General features: G+C 35.3%; 14 protein-coding genes, 1 pseudogene and 1 riboswitch. Of the genes and pseudogenes, 1 reads left to right on the top strand and 14 read right to left on the bottom strand.

Features of this window, described 5'->3' with window-relative positions:
- Nucleotides 1-20: 20 nt before the first annotated feature.
- From ACXVYO_RS06800 to rraA, 3 genes are all read right to left on the bottom strand, one after another.
- Nucleotides 21-848, bottom strand: a complete 828-nt coding sequence (locus ACXVYO_RS06800; RefSeq protein ID WP_458466412.1) for a DUF4430 domain-containing protein — start codon at nt 846-848, stop codon at nt 21-23.
- A gap of 57 nt (nt 849-905) precedes the next feature.
- Nucleotides 906-2,711, bottom strand: coding sequence for a DUF4430 domain-containing protein (locus ACXVYO_RS06805; RefSeq protein ID WP_458466413.1), 1,806 nt, complete (start codon nt 2,709-2,711; stop codon nt 906-908).
- A 338-nt stretch (nt 2,712-3,049) separates the two neighbouring features.
- Complete coding sequence (gene rraA / locus ACXVYO_RS06810; protein WP_458466414.1) at nt 3,050-3,529, bottom strand: ribonuclease E activity regulator RraA; 480 nt, start codon at nt 3,527-3,529, stop codon at nt 3,050-3,052.
- Between the two features lie 199 nt (nt 3,530-3,728).
- On the opposite strand from rraA, the gene ACXVYO_RS06815 reads away from it, so the two are divergent.
- Nucleotides 3,729-5,159, top strand: a complete 1,431-nt coding sequence (locus tag ACXVYO_RS06815) for a YfcC family protein (protein ID WP_458466415.1) — start codon at nt 3,729-3,731, stop codon at nt 5,157-5,159.
- A 146-nt stretch (nt 5,160-5,305) separates the two neighbouring features.
- On the opposite strand, the gene ACXVYO_RS06820 is transcribed toward ACXVYO_RS06815, so the two are convergent.
- From ACXVYO_RS06820 to ACXVYO_RS06870, 11 genes and pseudogenes are all read right to left on the bottom strand, one after another.
- A complete protein-coding gene (locus ACXVYO_RS06820) occupies nt 5,306-6,133 on the bottom strand; it encodes an endonuclease I family protein (protein WP_458466416.1) in 828 nt (275 codons plus the stop codon).
- A 390-nt stretch (nt 6,134-6,523) separates the two neighbouring features.
- Nucleotides 6,524-6,880 (bottom strand): ATPase, encoded by a 357-nt coding sequence (locus ACXVYO_RS06825; protein WP_242255925.1) that lies wholly within the window; start codon nt 6,878-6,880, stop codon nt 6,524-6,526.
- Between the two features lie 213 nt (nt 6,881-7,093).
- Nucleotides 7,094-7,975 (bottom strand): 5'-methylthioadenosine/S-adenosylhomocysteine nucleosidase, encoded by an 882-nt coding sequence (locus ACXVYO_RS06830; RefSeq protein ID WP_242255928.1) that lies wholly within the window; start codon nt 7,973-7,975, stop codon nt 7,094-7,096.
- A gap of 175 nt (nt 7,976-8,150) precedes the next feature.
- Nucleotides 8,151-8,254: riboswitch (purine riboswitch) on the bottom strand.
- Nucleotides 8,255-8,470: 216 nt separating this feature from the next.
- Nucleotides 8,471-8,626, bottom strand: a pseudogene (locus tag ACXVYO_RS06835) (alpha/beta hydrolase); the annotation flags it as partial.
- A 1-nt stretch (nt 8,627) separates the two neighbouring features.
- Nucleotides 8,628-9,086 carry a DUF2262 domain-containing protein gene (locus ACXVYO_RS06840; protein WP_458466417.1) on the bottom strand — a complete coding sequence of 153 codons (459 nt, stop codon included), beginning with the start codon at nt 9,084-9,086 and terminating at the stop codon, nt 8,628-8,630.
- Nucleotides 9,087-9,283: 197 nt separating this feature from the next.
- Nucleotides 9,284-9,454, bottom strand: coding sequence for a DUF4083 family protein (locus ACXVYO_RS06845; protein WP_000052060.1), 171 nt, complete (start codon nt 9,452-9,454; stop codon nt 9,284-9,286).
- A gap of 163 nt (nt 9,455-9,617) precedes the next feature.
- Nucleotides 9,618-10,592, bottom strand: coding sequence for an alpha/beta hydrolase family protein (locus tag ACXVYO_RS06850; protein WP_458466418.1), 975 nt, complete (start codon nt 10,590-10,592; stop codon nt 9,618-9,620).
- Between the two features lie 15 nt (nt 10,593-10,607).
- Nucleotides 10,608-11,732 carry a helix-turn-helix domain-containing protein gene (locus tag ACXVYO_RS06855; protein ID WP_458466419.1) on the bottom strand — a complete coding sequence of 375 codons (1,125 nt, stop codon included), beginning with the start codon at nt 11,730-11,732 and terminating at the stop codon, nt 10,608-10,610.
- A gap of 315 nt (nt 11,733-12,047) precedes the next feature.
- Entirely contained in the window at nt 12,048-12,899 is an 852-nt protein-coding gene (locus tag ACXVYO_RS06860; RefSeq protein ID WP_458466420.1) for a hypothetical protein, read from the bottom strand.
- A 94-nt stretch (nt 12,900-12,993) separates the two neighbouring features.
- Nucleotides 12,994-13,470, bottom strand: a complete 477-nt coding sequence (gene ybaK / locus ACXVYO_RS06865) for a Cys-tRNA(Pro) deacylase (RefSeq protein ID WP_458466421.1) — start codon at nt 13,468-13,470, stop codon at nt 12,994-12,996.
- 198 nt (nt 13,471-13,668) lie between these two features.
- Nucleotides 13,669-15,831 carry a serine hydrolase domain-containing protein gene (locus tag ACXVYO_RS06870; RefSeq protein WP_458466422.1) on the bottom strand — a complete coding sequence of 721 codons (2,163 nt, stop codon included), beginning with the start codon at nt 15,829-15,831 and terminating at the stop codon, nt 13,669-13,671.
- Nucleotides 15,832-15,917: the final 86 nt, after the last annotated feature.

Genomic DNA, 15,917 nt, shown 5'->3' on the forward strand with positions numbered 1-15,917 from the left:
TCCTTTACCGAATGCCTTTCTTATTTTAATACATACACCCACTCAATTGTATCTCCTGGTTTAACTGTTACTACACCTGCACTATGGTTTGGAAACGCACCGTTCACACGATATTTCCATCCACTAGTATCTGTAATATCTTTTTCATATAAATCATTAATACCTTTTACGTAAATATCACCTTTAGAACCCATTGCATCCACATCTAAACCTGTACGTTGCAATACTTTATACACTGTATCGCCTTCTTGTACATCCATTTTTTTCGCACCTAATAAGTATCCTTTATCACCTTTTACTGAGATAGTAACTTGTTTTGCTTTAGGTACTGGTACTGGATCTGGTTTTGATGGTTCAGGTTTTGGTACTGCCGGAGTCGGTATCGTTTTCTCCTCTTTATTCGGATCAACTTTTTGCTCCTGCTTCGGTGTTTCTTTCGGCTGATTCACAACCTTCGCTTCTTCTTTTACTTCTTGCGCTTTCGGTTGCTCTTGTTGTTTCTCTTCTTGTGCTTTTTGTTGTTCCGGTTGTTTATTAACAGCAGGCTGTTCCTGAGGATTTTCTTCTTTCTTTACTTCCGGTTGTGCCTGCGGCTTTTCTTCTTTCGGTTTCTCTTCTACTTTTTGTTCTTGTTTCACTTTCTGTTCGTCTTGCTGCTTTTGCTCTTGTTCAGCTTGTTTTTCCTCCGGCTTTTCTTCCGGTTTCGCTTCATCTTTTTTCTCTTCTTGTTTTGCTACCTCTTCTTGCTTTGGTTCTACTTTCTTCTCAGGCTTTACAGCTGCCTCTTCACATCCGGCAAGTAGCCCAAGTGAAAGCATTAAAGAAATAAACCACTTCATCTTACTCATGTTGTCTCTCACCTTTCATATTAAAAATTAGGAGCAAATAATTGCTCCTAATTTTTGTTAAGCTGCTTTACGTCTCCATAATACATATGCAGCAGCAATACATAATACACCCATACCTACTTCTGTAGCTGCACTATGCGAAGATGCTCCTGTTTTTGGTAACGTGCTACCGTTTCCAGATTTTTTATTTTTAACTGGTTCGTTATCGACAACAACTTTTAGCGTGTCATCTTTCTTTTCTTGTTGTACTTCTTTTGGTTCTTGTGGTTGTTCAGTAACTTCTTTTTCTACTACAACATTTTCTGAATCCACATTTGGTTTCTTATCGATTTCAGGAACAGATACATTTGACCAATCATAAATCGATTTTCCAAGATCTTTAAACTGAAGTAAAGCTAAGAATGCTTGCTCTGTAGCCATTCCGCTACCATTTTGATCACTTGGTAACCATTTGAATTCACCATTTGGAAGTTGATATGACAGTAAATTTTGCATTGCCTTATGTAGACGATTTTGATCTACATCTTTCACAAGTGATAGTCCAATAATTGCTTGCGCAACACTATTAGAATTCTCTTGTCCATCAGCAGAAAAACCACCATTTTCTAGTTGTTCGTTATATAAATAGGCAACAGCTTTTTCTACAGCTGGCTTCACATCTGGTCGATCTTGATAAGGAGCTAATGCTGATAAAACCATACCTGTTACATCAACGCTACTAGCACTGTCTTTACTGCTTGCACTATCGTAAGTCCAGCCGCCTTCTGTATGCTGTGCGTTTAAAAGCGCATCTACTAAAGCAACTCGATTCCATTTTGCATTCACTGGAACTTCATATTTCTTCGTATCAAATGCAAGTAAAGCAAATGTATAACCTGTAACAGAATTTACTTTATCTGATTCGTATAATTTTTGAACTAAATTATGTTCGCCTACCTTTTTAGGGTCTGCATGCATTGCATTCATCATAATAATCGTTCTAGCTAAATCTGTCGCTGAAAAACGGTTAATGCGCTTTTCTACTTTTTCAGTTACTGACTTAATATAATTTAATTCCGCCTCAATTGGAACATCCTTTCCAGAACGAGAAAGGCCTAAAGCTACCCAATCACTTTCAATTCCGTCTTGTAACATCTTTTCAGATGTTTTAGAAATCGCTTCATTTACTTGCGCTGCTGGAATTTGAATGTTCTCTTGCTTTGGTTGTTCAGGTTTTTCTTGTTTTGGATCATCTGTTTTTGGTTCTTCTGGTTTTTCTTGTTTTGGATCATCCGTTTTGGGTTCTTCTGGTTTTTCTTGTTTTGGATCATCCGTTTTGGGTTCTTCTGGTTTTTCTTGTTTTGGATCATCTGTCTTTGGTTCTTCTGGTTTTTCTTGTTTTGGATCATCTGTCTTTGGTTCTTCTACAGTTTTACAAGTACCAAATTTATCTAATGTTTGCTGTAATGTTTCCTGGCTCATATTGCTCCAGTCTGCAACAAAACGAAAGACAACAACATCTCCAGCATTTAATTTATAACTATCTGCTCCAACTTCTGCAGATTTATCATTTACATCATACAGCCAGCCGCTTGTTTCCCCAGCCATTAAACCGTCAATTCCTTTGACATACGTTCCAAACGACATCGTCTCTGCTGTTACTTTGTCCCCCATGACTTTTTGCAGCAAACTTAAAGCTGTTTCCCCATCTTTAATTTGCTCTTCTTTCGGACATAACATAATGCCCTTTTGTGATTCACCAACAATTGCAAGTTTTGCTGTATTTCCTTCAGCAAACGTAATATGTACTGTATTCGCAAAAGAAACAAATACAAGTGTAACTGCCATTAACGACGTAAGCAGCCATTTTTTTAACATTGCCATCCCAAAATTTCCTCCCTTACTACTATTTACACAAAAAAAGGCCCCTCAAGGGCGTGCAATTGACACTCTTTTTTTGTAAGTGTCGAACAAACTGTGCAACACCTCCTACCCGCATCATTCGCGGCTATATTTGTATAGGAAAAATAATTTTGTTTATGAACGTATCATTGTGATAACATTCACTTTTCTAGGCACTACTTACTTCCATTTCAGTTATCGTAAAACGATAAACCTATACATTCTGTTAATTTTAAATTTCTGTATTATTTTACTATTGACAAAGAATTTTGTCCATGCTTTATCGGATTTATTTTCTAAGAATAGTAACTTACTAACCTTTAACGATGCAAACTCTTTTCACTAATAATGACGCCATCTTCATCCGCATACACATATTCATTTGGCTTCCATTCTACTTGTCCAAATTGCAATGAAATATTCCGCTCGCCTTTTCCTTCTTTTACACTTCTATTTGGCATCGTTCCTAACGCTAAAATACCAATATTAATATTCTTTAGTTCACTAGAATCACGAACATATCCATTCACAATAATTCCTGCCAGCTTTCGTTCCTCCGCAATAGCTGCCAAATTATCACCAAGTAACGCACAATTCATAGACGCTCCGCCATCAACGACTAATACCGTTCCTTCTGGTAGTGTTTGCAATCCTTCCTTCACTAGTACATTATCATCCTTCACCTTTACCGTTGCAATTTCCCCATAAAACTGTTCCTTCTTCCCAAACGACCGAAAAGGTTGGCGACATATTTGTAATTCCTTTTCAAACTCATCACATAGATCTGTAGTTTTCCACATCTTTTTCCCTCTTTTCCTTATTCTTTCTATATAACATATTCTTTGATTATTTTCGTTTCCCTGTCTAATGTTGCAACAATTTGTATTGCAGGAAAAGAACAGAAAAACTATTGCCTTAGGAAGCAACCTTTATTATAATCTATTCCACAGATAAGTTTCAGAATATTAAAAATTAACCAAGTGAAAAAGGAGGGATTTTATGCAATTACATACCGAGGTAAAAAAGCAGCCGAGTAAACGAAAGTTTAAAATGCCTGACGCGTACGTACTACTATTTTTTATTGCCTTACTTTGTGCCATTGCTACCTATTTCGTTCCTGCTGGAGAATTTAAAAGAGTTACAAACGGTACTGTTACAACGACAATACCAGGAAGTTATCATTCCGTTCCACAATCGCCGGTAGGGTTTGTTTCTTTTTTTACCGCTATTGAAAAAGGGATGACACTTGCTGCTCCTATCATCTTCTTAATTTTATTTACGGGCGGGGCTATTGCTATTCTTGAAAAAACAGGTGCTCTTGACGGTTTAATCTATCATGTGATTAACAAATTTCGTAATCAGCAATTATTTTTCATTTGTATTGTCGCTGCACTCTTTTCTATTCTCGGAACGACTGGCATTATCGTTAACTCAGTTATCGGCTTTATCCCCATCGGCATCATCGTTGCACGCACATTAAAATGGGACGCTATCGTTGGTGTAGCAATTATTTATTTAGGCACTTATGCTGGTTTTAATGCTACTATATTATCTCCCTCACCTTTAGGCATTTCACAAAAAATCGCAGAACTTCCGATGTTTTCAGGGATTGGTTTACGCACAGCAATCTATATCTCTTTTTTAATTGCTACCATTCTTTATATTAATTGGTATGTAAAACGTTTAAAAAAATCGAATAAAGGAAGCATACTCGGAGATAACTGGTTTCCAAGTAATGCTCTTTCAAGCGAGAAAGAAACAGAAAAAACAGAAGTTCCTTGGACAATGCGTCACAAATTAATTTTACTCGTTTCGACTTTATCATTAATTGTATTTTTAATAGGTGCTTTCCGTCTACATTGGACAGACGCAGAAATGACCGCTACTTTTATTTTCATCGCAATTACAGCGGGAATAATAGGCGGCATGAAAGCAAACGATATCGCTTCTACTTTTCTAGCAGGCTGCCAAAATCTCATTTACGGTGCTTTGATCGTCGGAATGGCTCGTTGTATTTCAGTCATTTTAGAACAAGGCAAATTACTTGATACAATTGTGAATCAGCTCGCACAGTCTCTCGAAGGACAAAGTCCTGTATTTGGCGTTATCGGCATGTATGTAAGTAGTGCCGCATTACATTTCCTCATTTCATCTGGGACAGGAGAATCTGTTATTTTCATTCCGATATTAGCTCCACTTGCCGATTTCATGCACATTACACGCCAAGTTACAGTACAAGCCGTTATGCTTGGCGAAGGAGTAGTGAACTGTCTCAATCCAACTTCCGGTGTTTTAATGGGCGTCCTCGCAGCGAGCGGTATTTCTTACGGAAAATGGATTCGCTTCATGGCTCCACTTGCATTCATTTGGTTTATCATCGGACTTATTTTTCTTATTGTTGGTGTGAATATTGAGTGGGGACCGTATTAAAAGACTCATATTATACTTAACTTGATAAAATATCTATCCTATTCTCCTCTCCCCCCTATAAAAATCATTTATTCTAGTATAGATATAAATAGGGATTGATCATAGTGATCAATCCCTTCTCTCAAAGTAAAATAACTTTAAGTATTTTAGTTCCAAATTTTATTTACCCATTCCGGATGATCAATAAAAGGATTACGATTATGTTGATATTTCGTAAAAATCACTTCATTACGCTTTCGCTCTAAATCATCTACCGGGTCTTGTTCATTCCATTTTAGTAAAACGGATAGTTTGCCCATGTATGGATCTTTATTGTTATTTACCTTTTCATTTAATTCTAAGTCTATTTCGCCGTTGTCTCCTTCATAACGAACAGCCATGTAAAATAGCATTCTAGCGATATCTCCTTTTACACTATCACGAGGTTCCCAAGAATCACTATCGTATTTACATTCTGTCGCTTCCGTATGATTCACACCACCATTATCAAAATCCAGATTTCCACGTGAACTATTTACAGATACATCCGTCGCTCTTAAATGATGCAAATCTGTTCCAGCTCCTGCAGTCGTTCCAAAATCACCGTGAGATTTTGCCCAAACATGCTCTCGGTTCCAATTATCAACTCCTGAACCATTCGTAAGTTTCCCTTGCGAACGCCCAGTATATAAGAGTATTACATTGTTTTTATTATTTGGATCTTCATCAGTATCTCTTAGTGCTTCCCAAACCGCACTGTATGATAACTTTGTATGATCATCAATAATATTATGAAGTTCCTTCTTTAATTCTAAACCCGTTTTTCCTATTGTATTATTATAATATGTATCGTCATAGCTTTTTACAGTAATCTCTTGTGGTGATGCAGAAGCTACTTCACCGTGTATGATATCTGTGAATGATAGAGATGCAGTACCTAAAATAAAAAATGAAGATAGTGTAATCATAGCAAGCTTTGTATTTCGAAACTTCATATACCCATTTCCCCTTTAAAATATAATTTGAAGCTATTAACTAAAAAATGCTTTCTAACCCCCAAAAACTTTTAGAAAGCCATACCCATCCTTTTCTATTTATTTAATACAAAACTCTATTGAGTCTGTATTATTTCCACACTTTTTGTTTATCTACTTTTCACAAGGAATATCCTTCTCTAGTAAGGATTATTAAAATATTCTTTACAATTAAAAAGTAGTTTAATGTTAACTTATAAATTTCAATTTTTTTATGCAATTATGCATATTTGATAAATCGACTTTTCCTTTTTCTATAACTGTCTTTATTTTTTGTGTAAAACCCTTCTTCCTCTGAAGAATAAGTACAAAAATAGATTGGATACCATGTAAGGCACCAATCTATTTTAATTAAAGAAACTGTGTCAATTCTGAGTTCACAACACGTTGTGCAGTAATGATAACACCTTCAGCTGTTAGTCCATAAACACTATATAGTCCACCAGGTTGATTAGGAACAATTTGAACTTCATATTCAAATGCTTGTCCAAAAGCAGGATGAACTAAACTTAGAGTTGCAAAAGTAGAAGCATTAGAATTCACATTGAAGTTTACCTGTTCAATTAATGCTAATGAACCGTCAAGTCTAAAAACTCTAGCTACTCCAGTAAGTGGGCCCGCAGTACGGTTAAGGATCTTCACCCTAACTCTATTTGCATTAGCAGGTTGATTTCCTACGTTTTCAATTGGTCCTGTAGTAAGAGCCATATAACATCACCTCCATTATATTATTATGATATTCAATGATACACATTAGTGTTTTAGTTTAATTACCCAATTTATTTTAAATAAAAAAGCTTGTTTCTTATATTTTTTAATAAGAAACAAACTTTTCTTTTTCAACTACTATTCCTAATATACGTTTATCAGTCTCGAAAACTTTTAAAGTTACTTGACGTTTATGTTGGGACAAAACTACTACTATTTATTTGGCAACGTATCAATATACTTTTTAACTACTTCATATACATATTCTTGATTTGCCGCCGCTGTATTTGGATTGTATTTTCCGCCGTTTGTTTTATTGTTAGATAATACTCGAATCCCTAAAAATGGTACATCATAAGCTTTTGCAATTTGCGCCGCTGCAGCACCTTCCATTTCTTCTACAGATGTTCCGTATTTTGTATGGAACCACTTAATTCTATCCACTTCATTATTCCAAAGGTCTGCTGAACCTATAGTCCCTTCAACCACTTTACCTTTTGTATATTTATCTTTTACCGCATTAGCTGCTGCAAGTAAATCCTTATCTCCCTCGTAGTATCGGATTTTCTCTGCATTTGGATCTTCTCCTGCACTTCCTTCAGAAGCCATTAAGTCCATTGAAATCCATTTTGTCGGTTCAATCCCTTGATTCTCATCCATATTTGATGTTTTTAATGAACCTATGTTTGCTACTTGTTTTCCTAAAACAATATCAAATACGTTTAAATTAGGATCATGTCCACCCGATGTTCCTTGGTTAATAATCGCTATAGGCTTATATTTTTCAATAGCCACTGCTGTAGCGGCTGCTGTATTTTCCATTCCTTTACCTGTTTTCGCTACGATTACAGGATAATTGTCGACAGTGCCTTTATAAAATACGAAAGTTCCAGACTTTTCTTCTTTCACATTTTTTAACCTTTTTGCAAACTTCTCAGCCTCAATCGGCATTGGCCCTTGAATTAAAATAGGTTGTTGATTACTTTTTGCCTCTACTACTTGTTTTGGACTCGCATTACACCCCGCAAGTATTGAGAATGACAATACCGTAGTAGTTACTAGCGCCGCACACTTTTTCAGCATATTGTTCTTCATAAATAATCTCCTCTTTCTCTTGTTGTTTTCTATACTCGATGCTTTTGGTCCAAACAAAAAAGTTCTAGAAATTGTAGAAGAATCTCTACTTTCTAGAACTACGGTAGTCAAAGTTAATTGAGCAAAAGATAAAACAATTGCCAAATTATAGATCGGTAGCGCTCATTGAACAGCACGGCCGAATACTTTAACCCGTAGTCCAGTTCTTTCATTGGGAACTAGGTAGAAACGCTCGGACCATATTACCGAGTATATACGAGTGATGATGTGTAAAATTATTATATTGGTAATATATCAAACTTTTAGTGTGCACGCAATCTAAATATGAACGTTTTTATTAAAAAAATTTTTAATGTTCGTTTTTAATAGGTTAATTTATCGTATTCCCCATTTTAAAACGGAAAATACCACAAAAAACTTACAATCCAAATACTAAACTAAATCCACCTACAACAACCGACCTTGTATTAACAATTGATTTTCCTCACTTCCGTCTTATATTGAGCTGGAAGTCTTATTCCCCTCATATTGCGAGATAAAATTCGCACTTATCCAATTCACAATTATTTCTTCTAGCATCGGGTGAAGTGGCTTTCCCGCTCCCTCTTTATAGTTCTTTTGAAGCTCTAATACTTTAAAATCTCTCTCAAAACTAAATCTCTGCATCTAATAAATTGTACTCATTGTCAAAAGAAGCATGGATTCTATGTCCACCAAATAAATCTCCATCATTATATTCGCAATATATATCATTTTCTCTAATTACAATATCCATAAGAGTAATAGACTGCTCGAATGTTTCTTTCGTCATATCATATTCTCCTGCAACTACAGCATCCCAATCTAAATGTTCATCATTCTCATCATATTCAGGCCAAAAATCATTTTTATACTCTATTAATTCTTTCGCTATAGCGACCTTAGATTTTTTATCAAATTCTTCTAAACATACATAAAGCTTTTCTGCTCTTTTCATCATTTCATGTACGTGTACACGTTCATTTCTAATATCCAATTCCCAATGTACTTTTCCCTCGTTTTGCTCATATGTATGAAAAGTTTCATTAAAGATAAACATTCCAATTAATTCACTTTTTATTGATTTTTCCATAATCTCAATTCCTTTCTATGCGAAAAAAAGAAGCGATTATATTATAAGTAGTTATAGCCGTTGACCTTCATATTATATAAAACCTGCATTATAGAGAAAGTAAAACTTTAGTTGGATTGAAGTAAAGTGAATTAAGTATCCTATATTTCCCGCCTCTGCCAATAAAAACAACAAGCCCCTCCCGTTTAAAGAGAGGGTCAATCTTTATTTTGTTCTTCTAACAATTGGATAATCCTATCTAATTTTTGCTCAACTGGATCTTGCTTTTTACGATTACTAGTATGCCGAATTATGCGTATAATCCCGCCAATCAATACACCGATAATCAATGCAGTAATGGCATAATAAATACTGGTTCCTAAAGACATTATTCAGAACTCCTTTTTCCTTATTATACCATCAGAAAGAAGTCATATGTCGCGTAATTTCGGTTGTATATGTTATTCATGTTAATACATTTCCACGCCTATTATTAACCCACAACGATCAATCGCTCTCCCTACTACATTCCACTTATTCATCAAATTTTGCTTAGAGAGTCTTACTTCCTGCATATTGCGAGATAAAACGCGCATCCATCCAATTCACAATTATTCCTTCCAACTCTGGATGAAGTGGCTTATCCGCACTTTCCACATAAATCTTTTTAAATTCTAACGCTTTAAAATCACCTTCAAAATATTTTAAGGTATGATCCATATTTTTTATTACATACACTTCAGAGTCACCTTGCACATAATCACCAATTCTCTTCGCTTTTTCAGGATTTGCCTGAAAGTCTTTATCACCAGCAATCGCTAACACTGGGCACGTTACTTTCATTAAATCTTTATAAATGTCATGCTGGAAATGCTCTCTAAACCATTTTGCATTCATCGGCTTAAAACCAATTTTCACAATATCTTTTTTTGAGTTCATCATTTTCTCTGTTGCTTTTTGCGCCTGCTTTTCTCCTCGTTTCTCAATATTGAGAAGACGCATTAACTTTCCTTTTATTCCTTTTTGCTCTTTTAACTCCTTATAAATAATCTCTCTTTGTCTTTTCGTAGCTTCTTCTAATGATTCCGCAGCTCCTGTAAGAAGTACGAGTCCATTAACTGGTGTTCTTGCGTTTACTACAGTTGCTAACATACACCCTTCACTATGACCAACTAAAATGATATTTTCCGAATCAACAAATGGCTGTTCTTTTACATACGTAATCATAGCCTCTATGTCATTAACTAAATCCCACATTCCAGTCTTCTGAAATTCCCCTTCACTCTTTCCTACCCCACGCTTATCAAAGCGGAGCGTTACTACTCCAAGTCTCGCTATTACATGTGATAAATCTTTGTAAATATTCGATGCAAGCTTTAACGGTACAATCATTCCATCACGATCAATCTCTCCAGATCCAGCGATAATGACAACCGCAGCATACTTCCCGTCAGCTTTCGGTTTAGTAATCGTACCGCGCAAAGTAAATTCACTATTTATCGCTACTTCATATTCGTCAAAGGCCATAATTTCGTCCTCCCTCTAATCTTTTATATCCAATTTAAATTTCAAACTCGCTATTATATTTTTGTACTCTCTTATATCTTTCATCGGAGCGAAAACTGGATTCTCTGCAATACTTTGTAACATACTTCGCTTTATAATCTCTTCATTTCTAACCGTTTTAGCACCAAGCGGAAATTCTGCAAACCATTCATCAATCGCATCAAAATAGGAATCGCCGTGTAAATGCAGACTATTTACTGTGAAACTAGCTGCACAAACTGTTGCGTATTTCTGCAACATTTCTAATGCTCTTTCAAAATTTCCTTGCATACAATATACTTGTGCAGCAGCATAGTATACTTTTAAAGTCATATTAGGATGTAGTTTTTCTATTTCATACACGTCTATTAACATAAAAGCTCTATTTAAAATTAACTCTACCTTTTCAGCGCTTGAGGCATTTATTACTACATAATTCGGTATTGTCGCAACGAGGTATATTAAATGTTGGTACATACTAATTTGCATCATTTCATTCGCCTTCTCAGTATTTCCAAGCATTTGATACGCTTGTGCGATTAAATCTTCCTCTGGAAAATTAGGACGTATCGTTTCGCCAAGTAATTGAAGCACCTCATTTGGTCTATTGAGTATAAGATAGCAAGTTGCTTGAAACGATACCGCCTCTTTCACAAGAGAAACATCGTCACTTTCTCCCTGCACCCTGCTAAAAAGAGACATTGCCTCTTCTAAAATTTCAATTCTTTTATCCGTATCCTTTGTTAACATATGGTGGTTAATAAAAAGTAGTCCCATTTGAAGTAATAACGGAAAACAAGAATAATATTTTTTGATGATTTCTCTGCACTCTATCATTACTTCATCAAACGGTTCTTCACTAAAAGCTTCCGCTAGTCGATGATATAAATTTTTAATATCTTCCTGCTCCATTTGTGGTATATAACTAATTAGTTCATCAATACTTATGTTAAAGTACGATGCTAACAGTGGTAAAAATGTAATATCCGGATAACTCTGCCCTGTCTCCCATTTGGAAACAGATGCCTTCGTAATACCGATATACGCCGCTAACTCTTCCTGTGTAATTCCCTTTTCTTTTCTCTTATCCGCAATAATTTTATGAATCTGAATCTCTCTCACTGTATCACCTCATACTTTTATTATATGTACTATATGCTATACAAAATATGGATTTAAAGTCGACTTTCGTTAACAAAATCAACCGTTAGGAAACATCTCTCTAAAATTAAAGGCAGGAACATATTTGATATGTTCCTGCCTTTTTATTGTGGGGTACCGATACATAGCCATCTAGCTAAGATTTTGAAGTGCTGCAAAATCAAATTTTTTATCTCCCCACCGTTTTCTATGAGAATCCAGTGATTAGCTTATTTGCATAATTTTCGAAAGCGGAAGTTAAAAATCCTTAGTTTCTGACTCAATTAAAGCACTACATTAATCTAGAATTTCAAGTGATTTCAATTTTTCAATTATCATTGACTTATATTTGATAGCTTCATACTGTGAATTATCAATTTTTGTCTTTTTTATATTTAACATATTAAATATTTCTCTTTCAATATCTCTTCTTGCTTCTAAAACTTTAATTGTTCCGTCTAAACCGTGATAGCCTTTCATTTTCCCATACCCTTGATTTGTATAATACTCAATAAATCCAGCAGACCATTCTTTTGCTCTTTCATTAAATACCTTTCTGAATGAGAATTCCAAATCATCTTGTTCTATATAAAACAATACTGGATCTAATTTTTCTATGATTTTTGCTAATGCATTAATATAACTTATAACTTTCTCTTTTTTTTCACCATATTTAACCATCCCAATTGTTAATGGATTTTGTATGAAGCAACATTCAAAAATATAAATTTTATTTTCATTGTTGGCTATTTCAACAAAATCCCTCCACTTTTCAGTTATTAATTCAATATTCCTCTCTAGCGATAATTCATATATATCATTTTTGAAAATGGTATTTAATAAATTTTCAGGAAAATTAGAGCTGTATTCATTTTTAATTTTTTTATATGGCAATAAATAATTGTTTCCACGCTTCGTGACTCTATCACTAATTACTGCCCTAAAATCACCACTATTCACTAACAAACTTTCGAATTCACTTTTATCAAAACAAGATACCCCATCATAATCAGCAGGGTGGTCTGGATTCCCTTCAAGAAATAATTCAACATCAATATTTTTTTCAATTAGAATATCGTAAAGCAAGTTTGCAGTGGTGGATTTCCCAAAGCCAGGAAGCCCTTCTACTATGATTAATTTCGTATTCAAAAAAATCTACACCTTTCTAAGACAAAACGGACTAATTATCTTATAACTTCTTATCTAAACTTAATAAAACTAAAACTTCTTTTCCTATGTATCATTATTTCGTTATCTCACCAAACTGCGCTCTCGTCACTTTCGCCAAGTCATCCACTTTCATCTCAATTTGCACGCCAATTTTCCCGCCGCTTACTATCATCGTATCAAGCGATTGTGCACTCGCATCAATGCATGTTGAAAATAACTTCTTCATTCCGACTGGTGAACAACCGCCGCGAATATATCCTGATACTTTCGTAATATCTTTAACAGGAATCATTTCAATCTTCTTTTCACTTACTGCTTTTGCCGCTGCTTTCAAGTTCAGTTCTTCATCTACCGGGATAATAAACACATGATAATTTTTACTATTCCCTTGAGCGATTAACGTTTTATATACTTCTCTCACTTCTCGTCCAATTTTCTCAGCTACTGATACACCATCAATTTTTCCATCGTCCGGATCATATGACATCATCGAATATTCGATCTTTTCTTTATCTAATATTCGCATCGCATTTGTTTTATCTTTTTTCATAGTGATCTCCTTAAAAGGTTATTTCATATTATTAAGTTTTATTATACACCCTTTTCCATTTCTCCTACATAACTTCACATTTTTGTAGATATATTTATACATCATCCTACAAAGATTTTATTTCCCATTAAATTTAAAATCACATAGAGAAAATCGACATCGAGCCTTCAAACGGAAGGGTCGATGTCGACTTTACATTTAACGTCCAAATTCTTTATTAAATATTTTATCCCTGCCTGTAATAACTTCTGGACCTACTGCATTAATAGCAGTTACTAAAATATGTTCTCCTCCAATAGGTCCACCGACCCTTGTTTCAAATCCAAAAGTCCCACCAGCATGCCCCCAATACGATTGTCCATCTGATGTTTTCTCTTCATAAATTCCTAGTCCAACTTTACCTATAGGTGAATCTACTGTTGTGAACATCTGATCCATTAGCTCTTGATTTAAGAGCTTTCCACCCAACAGTGCACTGAAGAATGTAGTCAAATCTTCCACTGTTGAAACCATATCTCCAGCTGCATTTGCCCATGACTGATTAATTTCTGTCAAATCATATAAATGACCTGATCTATCCATATTATATCCATTCGCATGCTTACCCGGTATGTGCGAACTTGCTTCCATTACGAACGTTTCTTTTAACCCGAGCGGTTCAATAAATCTTTTTCTAATTTGCTCCGCATACGTATCTCCTGTTACCTTCCGAATAATTTCCCCGGCTATAACAGTATTTGTGTTTGAATAGTCCCAGCCCTCCCCTGGTGCAAATTCAGGCTGCTTTGCAAGTGCTAAACTTATGAGCTCATCGGTACTATAATAACGAAATGGGTTTTGAGGCAATGTAATATCCCGCATATCTAAATCAGTATATGCTGCAATCCCACTTGTATGGTTTAATAACTGACGAATTGTAATTTTACTCCCATCATATCCGTTACCCTGTACAACTCCCGGCAACCATTTTTCAACTGTATCATCAAGGTTTAATTGTTTCTCTTCAGCCAATTGCAGTACAACAGAAGCAGTGAAAGTCTTCGTTATGCTTCCGATACGGAACGAAAAATTAGGTTCTACAGAGCGTGGCATCTCATAACTAGCTGTTCCGGTAGCATACGACCAACGCTTTCCATCCTTTAATCCGCCAGCTATAACACTAGGAATTTTTTTATTCGTTACTACTTGATCCATTACATTTTGTACTTCTTCTCGATGTTTACTTTTCTTTTCCTTATCAGTGGGTTCCTTTTTTGATTTTGCCGCAAATTCTGAAGCTAAAATATTATTAATCTGTTTCTCTGCGCCTAATACATTAATATTTATCGAGATAACATGTTGACCATCTTTCGTTCCACCAGCAAAGTTAGTAAAACCAGGGATACCACCACCATGTCCCCATACTTCAGTACCATCTGGTAATTTTGTTGCGTGAATACCAAGTCCATACTTTCCTACTGGGGTATCTACTGTGTGAGTCACCATCTCCTTCTGTATTTCCGGTGTTAGTAATTTACCACCTAATAAGGCACGGAAGAACGTTGTCATATCTTCTCCTGTCGAAATCATTTCACCACTAGCATTAGCAAATGACGGATTAAACAAAGTAATATCTACTAATTTATCTCCCATATTTAAATAGCCACGGGCATTTTTTTTCGGAATATCCATTGAGCTTCCAGGAAGTACCGTTTCTTTTAAACTAAGAGGATCAATAATTCGTTTTTGTATCTGCTCAGCATATGATTCCCCTGTTACTTTCTGAATAATTAATCCAATAATGACCATATTCGTATTCGAGTATGACCATCCTTTTACTGGTTCTAATTGTAAGGCACGAGAAATTAATTGTTCCGCTGTATAATTCTCACTTGGATTCTCTATTAATTTCTCTTTAAGATCTGAAGTCAAGTAATCAGCAATTCCACTTGTATGATTTAATAGTTGGCGAATCGTAATTTTGCTGCCATCATAGCCTTTCCCTTTAATAAGTCCTGGCAACCATTTCTCTACCGTATCATCAAGACTTAACTTCTTTTCACCCGCAAGCTGCAATACTACTGTAGCTACAAAGGTCTTCGTTGTGCTCCCAATTCTAAAAGTAGAATCAGCATCTACTTTATGATTTCTCTCAATATTACCTTCCCCAGAAGCATATGCCCAACTTGCCTCTCCATTTTTCACAGTAACAATAACTCCTGGAATATCCTTTACATCGGCAGCTTTATCAATAACTTGTTCAATTGATGTCCTTTTGTTTACCGCATGTACGTTTTCATAAGAAGGTATTGCTAATGCTCCAACCAATATTGCTCCTGTTAAAGTAAGGACTGTTCCTTTTTTTAAGATAAATGACTTCATTATGCATCGCTCCTATTATTTTAAATTTTTCTGTTGCCTCACTCCCTCACCTTACCTTCAATATTGTTAAATCACATAGTGACAAA

The sequence above is a fragment of the Bacillus sp. BC08 genome (assembly GCF_054326875.1).

Bases quoted from the DNA above. Each gene is read 5' to 3' on its own strand.
- ACXVYO_RS06800 (WP_458466412.1), bottom strand. From the start codon at position 848: ATGAGTAAGATGAAGTGGTTTATTTCTTTAATGCTTTCACTTGGGCTA.
- ybaK (WP_458466421.1), bottom strand. From the start codon at position 13,470: ATGAAAAAAGATAAAACAAATGCGATGCGAATATTAGATAAAGAAAAG.
- rraA (WP_458466414.1), bottom strand. From the start codon at position 3,529: ATGTGGAAAACTACAGATCTATGTGATGAGTTTGAAAAGGAATTACAA.
- ACXVYO_RS06820 (WP_458466416.1), bottom strand. From the start codon at position 6,133: ATGAAGTTTCGAAATACAAAGCTTGCTATGATTACACTATCTTCATTT.
- ACXVYO_RS06815 (WP_458466415.1), top strand. From the start codon at position 3,729: ATGCAATTACATACCGAGGTAAAAAAGCAGCCGAGTAAACGAAAGTTT.
- ACXVYO_RS06850 (WP_458466418.1), bottom strand. From the start codon at position 10,592: ATGGCCTTTGACGAATATGAAGTAGCGATAAATAGTGAATTTACTTTG.
- ACXVYO_RS06825 (WP_242255925.1), bottom strand. From the start codon at position 6,880: ATGGCTCTTACTACAGGACCAATTGAAAACGTAGGAAATCAACCTGCT.
- ACXVYO_RS06845 (WP_000052060.1), bottom strand. From the start codon at position 9,454: ATGTCTTTAGGAACCAGTATTTATTATGCCATTACTGCATTGATTATC.
- ACXVYO_RS06830 (WP_242255928.1), bottom strand. From the start codon at position 7,975: ATGAAGAACAATATGCTGAAAAAGTGTGCGGCGCTAGTAACTACTACG.
- ACXVYO_RS06870 (WP_458466422.1), bottom strand. From the start codon at position 15,831: ATGAAGTCATTTATCTTAAAAAAAGGAACAGTCCTTACTTTAACAGGA.
- ACXVYO_RS06840 (WP_458466417.1), bottom strand. From the start codon at position 9,086: ATGGAAAAATCAATAAAAAGTGAATTAATTGGAATGTTTATCTTTAAT.
- ACXVYO_RS06805 (WP_458466413.1), bottom strand. From the start codon at position 2,711: ATGGCAATGTTAAAAAAATGGCTGCTTACGTCGTTAATGGCAGTTACA.